This window comes from Alistipes timonensis JC136, assembly GCF_900107675.1.
GTDB lineage: Bacteria > Bacteroidota > Bacteroidia > Bacteroidales > Rikenellaceae > Alistipes > Alistipes timonensis.
The window spans coordinates 47101-57731 of sequence record NZ_FNRI01000011.1; the positions used below are offsets into that span (position 1 = coordinate 47101).

Consider the following 10631-nt stretch of genomic DNA (forward strand, 5'->3'; position numbering starts at 1 on the left):
CCGGTTTCAGATGCGAGGCCGGACGGGATTTTCAATTAACGCCCAGGCCGAAAAGCCCTCATTTGAATTACAATCTGTTAGCATTTCGAAACGGCGCAATTCGGCAGCCGGAGAAAAAAGCCTAAAAAATCGACTCAAAAAGCCCACTTTGACAATTTATTTAATATATTTGTGAAATCGTTGTTATTAACCCCTAATCTGAACTCAAAATCATGGAACAAACAAAAGTGCGGGAGTTGCAGGATGTCGTGATACGCTTCTCGGGCGATTCGGGCGACGGCATGCAGCTTACGGGCACGCTCTTTTCCGACACTTCGGCACTGCTGGGGAACGGCATCTCGACCTTCCCCGACTACCCGGCCGAGATCCGCGCCCCGCAGGGAACCGTGGCGGGCGTCTCGGGATTCCAGGTACATTTCGGCGATCACCGTGAGCTCAACCCCGGCGATTACTGCGACGTGCTGGTGGCCATGAACCCCGCGGCGCTCAAAGCCAACCGCAAATGGCTCAAAGCCGGCGCCACGGTCATCCTCGACGGCGACTCGCTCACCGAGGAGCACCTCAAAAAAGCGGGATTCGCAACGCTGGACCCGCTGGAAGAGCTCAAACTCGACGAATACAACGTCGTGATCCCCGGCATCACCTCCATGACACGCGAGGCGCTGAAAGATACCGGACTCGACAACAAGGCGATCGTCAAATGCAAGAACATGTTCGCACTGGGCATCTGCTTCTGGCTGTTCGACCGTCCGGAAGATTACGCCCTGAAATACCTCGACGGGAAATTCGCCAAAAAGAATCCCGCCGTGGCCGAGGCCAACAAACTGGCCATCGCGGCAGGCTATAACTACGCGGCCAACACCCACCAGTTCGCCAACAACTACACCGTAGCCCCGGCTCCCCGCGAGAAGGGCACCTACCGTTCGATCAACGGCAACGTCGCCACGGCATGGGGCCTGTGCGCCGCCGCCGAAAAGGCCGGACTGCCGCTCTTCTGCGGTTCGTACCCGATCACCCCGGCGACGGTGATCCTCGAGGAGCTGGCCAAGCGCAAGGACCTCGGGGTGAAGACCGTGCAGGCCGAGGACGAGATCGCAGGCATCTGCACCGCCATCGGAGCCGCCTTTGCGGGCAACTTCGCCGTGACGACCACCTCGGGACCCGGCCTGTCGCTCAAAAGCGAGGCGCTGGGACTGGCCGTGATGACCGAGCTGCCGCTCGTGGTGGTGGACGTACAGCGCGGAGGCCCCTCGACGGGACTCCCGACCAAGACCGAGCAGAGCGACCTGGCGCAGGCCCTCTACGGCCGCAACGGCGAATGTCCGGTGATCGTCGTGGCCGCCTCGTCGCCCAGCGATTGTTTCCACTACGCATTCGAGGCCGGACGCCTCGCCATGGAGCACATGACGCCCGTCATCCTGCTCACCGACGGATTCATCGCCAACGGTTCCGAGCCGTGGCGCATCCCGTCGATGAAGGACTACCCCGCCATCCAGCCCCCGATCGTCGACAAGGCTCCCGAAGGCGGATTCATGCCTTATGTGCGCAACGAAAAACTGGCCCGCGGCTGGGCGTTCCCCGGCAAGGTGGGACTGGAGCACCGCGTGGGCGGACTGGAAAAGGACTGCGTGAAGGGCTGCATCTCGCACGATCCGTCGAACCACCAGAAGATGACGCACACGCGCGCCGAGAAGGTGGCCAAAGTCGCCGAGGACATTCCGGCACAGACCGTCTACGGCGACGCCGAGGGCGATCTGCTGGTCGTCGGCTGGGGCGGCACGCGCGGCCACCTGCAGAACGCCGTGGACGAAATGCGCAGGGAAGGCAAAAAAGTTTCGCTGTGCCATTTCAACTACATCAACCCGCTGCCGAAGGGCGTGCGCGAGATTTTCTCGAAATTCGGGAAGATCGTCGTCTGCGAGCTGAACGAAGGTCAGTTCGCCAACTACCTGCGCCAGAACCTCCAGGAGTTCCCCTACGAACAGTACAACAAGTGCGAGGGACTGCCCTTCACGGTTGTAGAGCTTAAACAGAAATTCGAATCCTTACTGAAGTAACCATGGCAGACTATAAATACACCCCTGCGGATTTCAAAAGCGACCAGGAGGTACGCTGGTGCCCCGGATGCGGCGACCACGCCATTCTGAACGCCGTGCAGCGCGCGCTGCCCGAGATTGCCGACGCACTCGACACGCCCCACAACCTGTTTACGTTCGTCTCGGGCATCGGCTGCTCGTCGCGTTTCATCTACTACATGAAGACCTACGGATTTCACTCCGTGCACGGACGCGCCAACGCCGTGGCGACGGGCGTCAAAACCGCCAACCCGCGCCTCTCGGTGTGGGTGACGACGGGCGACGGCGACTCGCTGGCCATCGGCGGCAACCACTTCATCCACGCCATCCGCCGCAACGTGGACCTGAACGTCATCCTGTTCAACAACGAGATTTACGGCCTCACCAAAGGCCAGTACTCCCCCACCTCGAAGCTGGGCAAGATCACCAAGACCTCGCCTTACGGCACGGTCGAGAAGCCGTTCAACCCCGGCGAACTGGTGATCGGCGCCAAAGGCACGTTCTTCGCCCGCACGATCGACATGGAGGTTCAGCTTTCGAAAGAGTGCATGATCGCCGCCGCCAAGCACAAGGGTATGTCGGTGATCGAGGCATTGCAGAACTGCGTGATCTTCAACGACAAGACCCACTACGACTTTGCCGCCGACAAAGCCACGCGCGCCGAGCGCACGGTGACGCTGCGCCACGGCGAGAAGATGCTCTTCGGCGCCAACCGGGAGAAAGGACTCGTGTTCGAGAACATGAAGCTCAAAGTGGTTACCGTGGGCCGGGACGGCTATACGCTGGACGACGTGCTGACGCACGACGCCCACGAGCGCGACACGACGCTGCATTCGATGCTGGCGGCCATGAAATACCCCGACTATCCGGTAGCGCTGGGCGTCATCCGCGAGGTCGAGGACGACACGGTCTACGATCTCGCAGTGGAGCGTCAGGTCGAAGAGGTAAAGGCCGCGAGCAAGATCCGCTGCGTGGACGACCTGCTTCGTTCGGGCGCCACGTGGGAGGTGGAATAACCCGTTTTTAGACCGCCGAAACGCTTCGGGACGCTGAAAAATCATTTTCAGCGTCTCTTTTTTTGCTTCGGATTTTGCAGAATAAAAAAATCCGATTATCTTTGTACCCGCAATGGGGGATTAGCTCAGTTGGCTAGAGCGCTTGCATGGCATGCAAGAGGTCACCAGTTCGACCCTGGTATTCTCCACCAAAAAAGAGACCATCGAAATTCGATGGTCTCTTTTCGTACAACCCCGGCGGAGAATAAATCGGCCGGGCCCGGCCCGGACAGAAGCCCGGCCGTCGTGCACGACGGCCGCGTGCGCCGGAACACCGGCATGGAACGGCTTTACGAAATCCCGAGCCGCTGAAAACATCTCCGTACGGACAGCCCGCCGGAAGAGAAGCCCCGAAAAATAGTTAGCGTAAAAAATACCCCAAACAGCCGTCCGCCGGAAAGCGGAGATACGCCGCACCCTTAGCACCAAAAATACGGTATCAGGGGCCTTTAAAAACATTTCAGAAGTTTTCCCGCGTATCGGACGATGTCCGGTGTTATGGGTCCGAAGCCGTGTGTGCACGCACACACACGGCATTTTCCAACAAAAAAATTATATAACTTTGCCTTGGACCCGTTCCCCCGGAGCGAACGGATGCGACCGACACGCCACAATCATTCACCACATAAAACCAACTAACTAATTACAATCATGAAGAAACTATTGACGAAAGTTCATTGGCTGTGTGCCGTCCTGCTGGCGGTAACGCTGCTGCAACCGGGACTTAGCGTCGCCCAGAAAGGCGGGGGGGGGAAATTCACCCTTTCAGGCACAGTCAAAGGTGACGGCCAGCCCCTCGTCGGCGCGACCGTAGTCGAGCCGGGCACGTCGAACGGTACGGTGACCGGAGCAGACGGCAAATTCTCGCTTTCGCTCTCGAAACGCGGGGCGTCCATTCAGATATCCTTCATCGGATATGTGACCAAAACGCTCACCGCGAATGCCGATTTTCTGGAAGTTTCGCTCGACTCCGACGCCCAGAAGATCGACGAAGTGATGGTCGTCGCCTACGGCACGATGCGCAAACGCGACGTGACGGGCGCCATCACCTCCATTTCGTCGGAGTCCATCGAACGCCGCGCCCCCTCGAACGTCTTCGAGGCGTTGCAGGGACAGGTCGCCGGCGTACAGATCTCGGCAGGTTCGGGACAGCCGGGCGAAGCCTCGCAGATCAATATCCGCGGTATCTCGACCTTCTCGGCCGAAGGCGTGAAACCGCTCTATGTGGTAGACGGAATCCCGATGGAGGACATCGACGGCATCAATCCCGGCGACATCACCTCGATCGAGATCCTCAAAGACGCCGCATCGGCCGCCATGTACGGTTCGCGTTCGGCCAACGGCGTCATCCTCATCACGACCAAGGGCGGTCAGGAGGGAGCTCCGCGCATCGACGTGAAATACCTCCACACCTGGGGCAAACTCTCCCACAAACTCGCACAGGCCACGCGCGCCGACCGCCGCAAGTTCGACATCCTGCGCGACACCTATCATAAGGACAATGCGACGGGTTATGTCGACAACGCCAGCAACCAACTGATCAACGACTCGCTGAACGCAGCGTTCAACGTCGACAACGACTACCAAGACCTGCTCTTCCAGTGGGCCCAGAAAGACCAGGTGGACCTGAGCGTCGCCGGCGGCACGAAGAAGATGAAGTACTTCGGATCGACGGGCTACTACAACGAACGCGGTATCGTTCCCAACACGAATTTCCAACGTCTGACGGCCCGTATCAACGCCGACTACACGGCCAACAACTGGCTGACGCTTCACAGCCGCGTTTCGCTGGGCTACTCCCAGAAGAACGGCATCAACGAGGGCCAGCTGATGACCGCGATGCTCTCGCGCCGTCCCTATTTCAACCTCTACTATCCCGACGGCACGCTGGCCGGCGTATTCCAGGGCCAGAAGAGCCCGCTGGCACAGGTGAAATACACGACCGACCGCACGGAGTACTATCAGGGCAATCTCTACCAGGGCTTCGAACTGAAGCTCGCCAAGGGGCTGACGTTCCAGACCAGCATCAATGCCAATCTCTACCTCAACAAGCGCCAGCGCGTCTACCCGAGCATGATCACCGACGAGTGGCAGAAGAGCAACAGCGGTTACGCCGCCGACAACCTCAACTGGAACTGGCTCAACGAGAACGTCCTTACTTATAAGAACAAGTGGGGCAACCACAACTTCTCGGCCCTCGTGGGTTTCAGCGAGCAGCAGTGGCGCACCGACCAGACCGTCCTGTCGGGTATCAACTCCTCGACGGACTTCATCCCCACGATGAACGCCTTCGCCGCCAACCTCACCCTGAGCGACACCGGCACCTGGCAGTCGAATCACTCGATGGCATCGCTTTTCGCCCGCGTGACCTACGATTTCAAATCGAAATACCTGATTCAGGCGACCTTCCGCCGCGACGGTTCGTCGCGCTTCTCGAAAGAAAACCGCTGGGGCAACTTCCCCTCGGTATCGGCCGCCTGGCGCCTCTCGGACGAAAATTTCATGAATTTCTCGCGTCGCGCGCTCGACGACGCCAAGATCCGCATCAGCTGGGGTATCACCGGCAACGAGCAGATCGGCAACTACGACTACCTCTATTCCTACGCCACGGGTGACATCTACGACGGCGTGGGCGGCGTCTATCCCGCACGCCTCGCCGTGGACAACCTGCGCTGGGAGGAGACCCGCCAGGTGGACGTGGGTCTCGACCTGAGCTTCTTCAACAGCCGCCTGACCATCACGGCCGACTACTATGACAAATACACCGACGGCCTGCTGGCCAACCGCGAGCTCCCGAAGGAGTCCGGATTCTCGACCATGCGCACGAACGTCGGCGAGGTCAGCAACCGCGGTTTCGAGTTCACGATCGCCGGCGACCTCATCCGCACGAAGGATTTCCGCTGGAACGCCTCGTTCAACATCTCGCGCAACTGGAACACCATCGAGAAACTCGCCGAGGGCGAACCCTATCTGGAAAACGACCTCTGGTGGATTGCCGAGGGCGGTTCGATCGGCGATTTCTACGGCTACAAGCAGAACAACATCTTCGCCTACGACGAATCGAACGCCTTCACGCCCGACACGTGGCAGCAGCTCACGCCGGTCTTCGAAAACGGCTCGTTCAGCCACTACACGCTCAACGGACAGGTTTACAACGGCAGCTATGTGCAGAAGAAACTGCCCAACGGCAAGCCCTTCCGCGGCGGCGACGTCAACTGGGAGGAGGCCGAAGGTTCGCGCGACGGCGTGATCGACGAGAGCGACCGCATGATCATCGGCAACGCACTGCCGACCTATACCGGCGGCCTGAGCACGAACTTCACCTACAAGAATTTCGGTCTCTTCGTGTCGTTCTACTACTCGTTCGGCGGACAGATCTACAACTACGCCGAGCACCAGCGCAACATGTTCAAATACACCTCGACGACCCCTTCGCCCCACGTAATCAACAACATGTGGATACACCAGGGCGACCAGGCGCTCTACCCGCGCCCCTACAACGACGAGTACAACAATGCGCGTTACGCCAACTCGTTCTACGTCGAGGATGCCGATTACATCCGCCTGTCGAACGTGCGTCTGTCCTACGACCTGCCGGAGCGCTGGCTCAAATCGCTGCGCATCAAAGCGCTGCAAGTCTACATCTTCGGCAACAACCTGATGACGTGGACCTCTTACAGCGGCTACGACCCCGAATTCTCGTCGTCGAATCCGCTGCAAATCGGCCGCGATACCTACCGCTACCCCATGAAACGCGAATTCGGCGCAGGTATAAACGTTAAATTTTAAAGGCTTATAACAATGAAAAAGATCAAATACATACTTGCAGCCGTCCTGCTGGCCTCGGGGTTCAGCTCGTGCGAGTCGTTCCTCGACGAACAGCCCGTAAGCGAACTCCCCGCCGACCAGATGTGGACCTCTTCGCGCGAAGCCAAGGCCGGCGTGAGCCAGATCTACGGATTCTTCCGCTCGGCCATGCGCGAAAACTATTTCTACTGGGGTGAATTCCGTTCGGACGACTTCCTGTCGGGCGCATCGACAGCCGCCGACCAGCAGCGCGTCATCGACAACCAGCTGACCACCGACCTCAACTGCACGAAGTGGACCGCGATCTATAAGGTCATCAACCAGGCCAACCTCTGCATCAAATACCTCCCGGGCGTCGACATGCCGTCGGTATCGGATCGCAACGACCTGCTGGGACAGGCTTACGGCATGCGTGCGCTGGCCTATCTCTACGCCGTGCGGGTCTGGGGCGACGTGCCCCTGTTCACCGAACCCAACGAGGAGTACAGTCCGGATATCTACCGCGAGCGTACCGATATGGACTACATCCTCCGCGAAGTGGTTCTCGAAGACGCCAAAAAGGCCGAGTCGCTGATCGACCGCACGAAGAACAAGGAGCGCAAGCGCATCTCGGTTTACGGTGCCTGGGCGATTATGGCCGACACCTACATGTGGCTCAAAGAGTACAGCCTGGCCGACCAGACCATCGAGAAGATGAAGAACGACGCATCGTTCATGGCTCTCGAAACCGACATCAGCACTTGGAAGAAGATGTTCGCCGAGGAGCTGAACAACAAGGCCAGCGACAACACGCCCGAGAACGACGAATACAGCACCAAGGAGTTCATTTTCGTCGTGCATTTCAATATGGACGAGGTGGGCGCCAACGGTTACAGCTACATGTACCAGTGGTTCACGGGTTCGGGCAACCGCGCCGCCGTGATGTCGCCGACGCTGCTGGCCAAATACGACCAGGAGAAAGACCTGCGCTTCCCGCTGGTGACGAAGAACTACCAGTCGGGCTGGGAGATGCGCAAATACATCTCGGGCGACATTTCGTCGACGCTCAATAAGACCTGCGAAGTGGGCTACCCCATCTACCGCTATTCGGACATGATCCTGCTGCAGGCCGAGGCACAGGCCCGCCAGAGCAAGTGGGAAGAGGCCCTCGACCTGGTGAAGCCGATCCGCACGCGCGCCGGTCTCGAAACCCCTTCGGCCGCGGATTTCGCCGACGAGGAGGAACTCGTGGACTTCATCCTCGACGAGCGCCAGCGCGAACTGGTCGGCGAAGGCCGCCGGTGGTTCGACCTCGTGCGCACGGGACGCTGGAAGAGCGTCATGGGCCCGATCAACGGCTGCCAGGAGGACGGCAACGAACTCTTCCCGATCCATTTTTCCCACCTGGACCAGAACAAAAAACTGGTGCAGAACAGCTACTATGCAACGAATAAATAATTGCTAAAACGACCTGTACCATGAAACATATCATTAAGAAATTGTCGTTGCTTCTGGCGGTCGCGCTGACCGCAGCCTGCGGCGACATGAAACTGCAGACCGACGCCGACTACGACTATTCGGTGCTCGACCCCCACATCCCGATGACGGCGTGGGAGTATTTCGAAACCCGTCCGGACATTTTCAGCGAGTTCATGGCGGCCATCGAATACGCCGGCATGAAGGAGTACTACACCCAGACCGGCCGCGAATACACGTTCCTGGCGCTGACCAACACGGCCGTCAAAGCGTTCGTGAGCACCTATCCCGACAAGTCGAAAATCACCGACTGCCCGAAGGAGGATGTACAAAACCTGCTGAGTTACCACATCGTCGACGGTTTTTACAGCGGCTACGGGGAACTTCCCGTCGAGGCAATCTTCGTGCTGACGCTTCGCCGCGGCGAGGAGGGTCTGATGACCATGCTCACGCGTAAGAACCCCTGGATGGCCGACGCCGGAGCGATCATCGTGAACGACACGGGCACGAACGGCAATTCGCCCATGCGCAAGTCCGTGAGCTGCAACATCATGCCGACCAACGGCGTGATCCACGTCTTCGACTCCTACTGCTACTACAAGAAATAGGACATGACGAACTTTAAAACACCGAAAACCATGAACAAGAGACTATTCATCCTATTGGCCGGGATTTTCGCCGTCATGTCGTTCGCAGCCTGCAACGACGACGAGGGAATCGATCCTTCGACCGCCGAACCGACCATCACCTACGCATACGACACGCTCGAAGCCGACCTCAACATGGTCGACAACCTGCCGGTCGTCGCCATCGTCAAATCGGAAGCAGGGCTCAAAAGCGTTTCGCTCAGCATCAACACCTCGGACGGGGAGACGGTTCCCGTGACCACCGTCACCGAGTTCTTCAACGCCAAGAGTTACAGCCTCGCGGAGGACATCAACTACGAGCCGAACTACACCGAGGCCGTGATCGAGGCCGTCGACCTGCTCGGCCGCAAGGCCGAGGCGAAGATGCCGATCTCGATCGTCGACGTTGTGGAAGCCCCCTCGATCGTCTTCACGCCTGCAAAATGGTCGTATGACGAGACCGTCGGCGGCGAAAAGCCCCGCACACACATCGAAGTGAACACCTCGGCGCTGTTGCAGTCGATAGAGATCACCCGCGTGAAGACCTCCGGTCAGGAGCTCTATACGAGTCTGACGTTCACCGACGAGGACCAGCAGAAATCGTGGACCTTCGACGAAATGATCGAGTTCGACGAATTCGACAAAGGTTTCAAAGTCAAGGCCGTCGACAACTACGGGCAGGTGCGCATCGAAACGATGCAGGTTCAGTACAAGACCGTTCCGCCTCCGACCGTCACGTTTGCCGACGGAACGATCTTCGCCGATAAGGACGAGGAGAAGGCAGTGAATATCAGCATCGAATCGCAGGCGGGCGTGGTGAAGGTCGAATTGTTCCGCATGGAGGGCAAGACCGAAACCTCGGTGAAGACCACGACCTACGAAAAACTCAATGAGCTGAACTATGCCGAGAAGATGATTTTCACCAACTCCACGTCGGGTGTCAAAGTGATCGTCACGGACAACGTGGGCCGCACGACCACGGCGTCGACCAAGGCCTGCGTCAACATGTACTACGTCGAGGAGATTCCGGTCACCACGGCCCCGGCGGGCGACGGCGCATCGGCTGCCGGAGGCGCGAAACGCCTGCTCTCGCTGGGCGACCAGAAGACCTACTCCGTACAGGAGTGCCTGGAAAACACCGACTTGCAGTCGCACGCCGACGTCAAGGTTTACTACATGAACGGCAATGCCCAGTCGGTGCGCATCTACTCGATGGAGAATGCCGACAGCAAGAACGGGGAATACTCGTACAGCGGACAGAACATCAACAACTTCGGCGTAATAAACGCCACCCGGTTCAAACTGCTCACGGGAGTGGACTTCGAGAACGCCACGGCCGCCGACATCGCCGCGATCGACGCCGGGACCATCCAGTCCGCAAACATCAAGGGCAAAGACGAACTGATCGGCGCCGTGATCGCCTTCAAAACGGGTTCGAAATCCTCGGCCGGCAGCGGCAAAGTGGGTCTCATGAAACTCGTTGCGATCGGCGAGAAGATCGGCACGAACGCCAACGCCCGCGTATTCACCTTCGCGGTCAAACTCCCCAAGGAGTAAGCGAATTTTCAGAATCGGAAATTCCTCCGGAGCAATTCTCCGGAGGGGTTTCCGTT

Annotated in this window: 6 protein-coding genes and 1 tRNA gene; all 7 read left to right on the plus strand. The window is 58.7% G+C overall.

Annotated elements, in window-relative coordinates; genetic code table 11:
* Positions 1 to 212: 212 nt before the first annotated feature.
* The 7 genes from BLU78_RS12870 (at position 213) to BLU78_RS12900 (ending at position 10575) form a co-directional block, all read left to right on the plus strand.
* On the plus strand, positions 213 to 2057 hold the full coding sequence (locus BLU78_RS12870) for a 2-oxoacid:acceptor oxidoreductase subunit alpha (RefSeq protein ID WP_026020663.1): 1845 nt from the start codon (positions 213 to 215) through the stop codon (positions 2055 to 2057).
* 2 nt (positions 2058 to 2059) lie between these two features.
* On the plus strand, positions 2060 to 3091 hold the full coding sequence (locus tag BLU78_RS12875) for a 2-oxoacid:ferredoxin oxidoreductase subunit beta (protein ID WP_010261071.1): 1032 nt from the start codon (positions 2060 to 2062) through the stop codon (positions 3089 to 3091).
* Between the two features lie 114 nt (positions 3092 to 3205).
* A tRNA-Ala gene (locus BLU78_RS12880) sits at positions 3206 to 3282 on the plus strand.
* A gap of 499 nt (positions 3283 to 3781) precedes the next feature.
* Positions 3782 to 6919, plus strand: coding sequence for a SusC/RagA family TonB-linked outer membrane protein (locus BLU78_RS12885; protein ID WP_010261072.1), 3138 nt, complete (start codon positions 3782 to 3784; stop codon positions 6917 to 6919).
* 12 nt (positions 6920 to 6931) lie between these two features.
* Positions 6932 to 8374 (plus strand): RagB/SusD family nutrient uptake outer membrane protein, encoded by a 1443-nt coding sequence (locus tag BLU78_RS12890; RefSeq protein ID WP_010261074.1) that lies wholly within the window; start codon positions 6932 to 6934, stop codon positions 8372 to 8374.
* Positions 8375 to 8394: 20 nt separating this feature from the next.
* The gene (locus tag BLU78_RS12895) at positions 8395 to 9000 is read left to right on the plus strand and encodes a fasciclin domain-containing protein (protein WP_010261076.1); all 606 of its coding nucleotides are present in this window, start codon (positions 8395 to 8397) and stop codon (positions 8998 to 9000) included.
* A gap of 30 nt (positions 9001 to 9030) precedes the next feature.
* Positions 9031 to 10575, plus strand: a complete 1545-nt coding sequence (locus BLU78_RS12900) for a hypothetical protein (RefSeq protein ID WP_026020664.1) — start codon at positions 9031 to 9033, stop codon at positions 10573 to 10575.
* Positions 10576 to 10631: the final 56 nt, after the last annotated feature.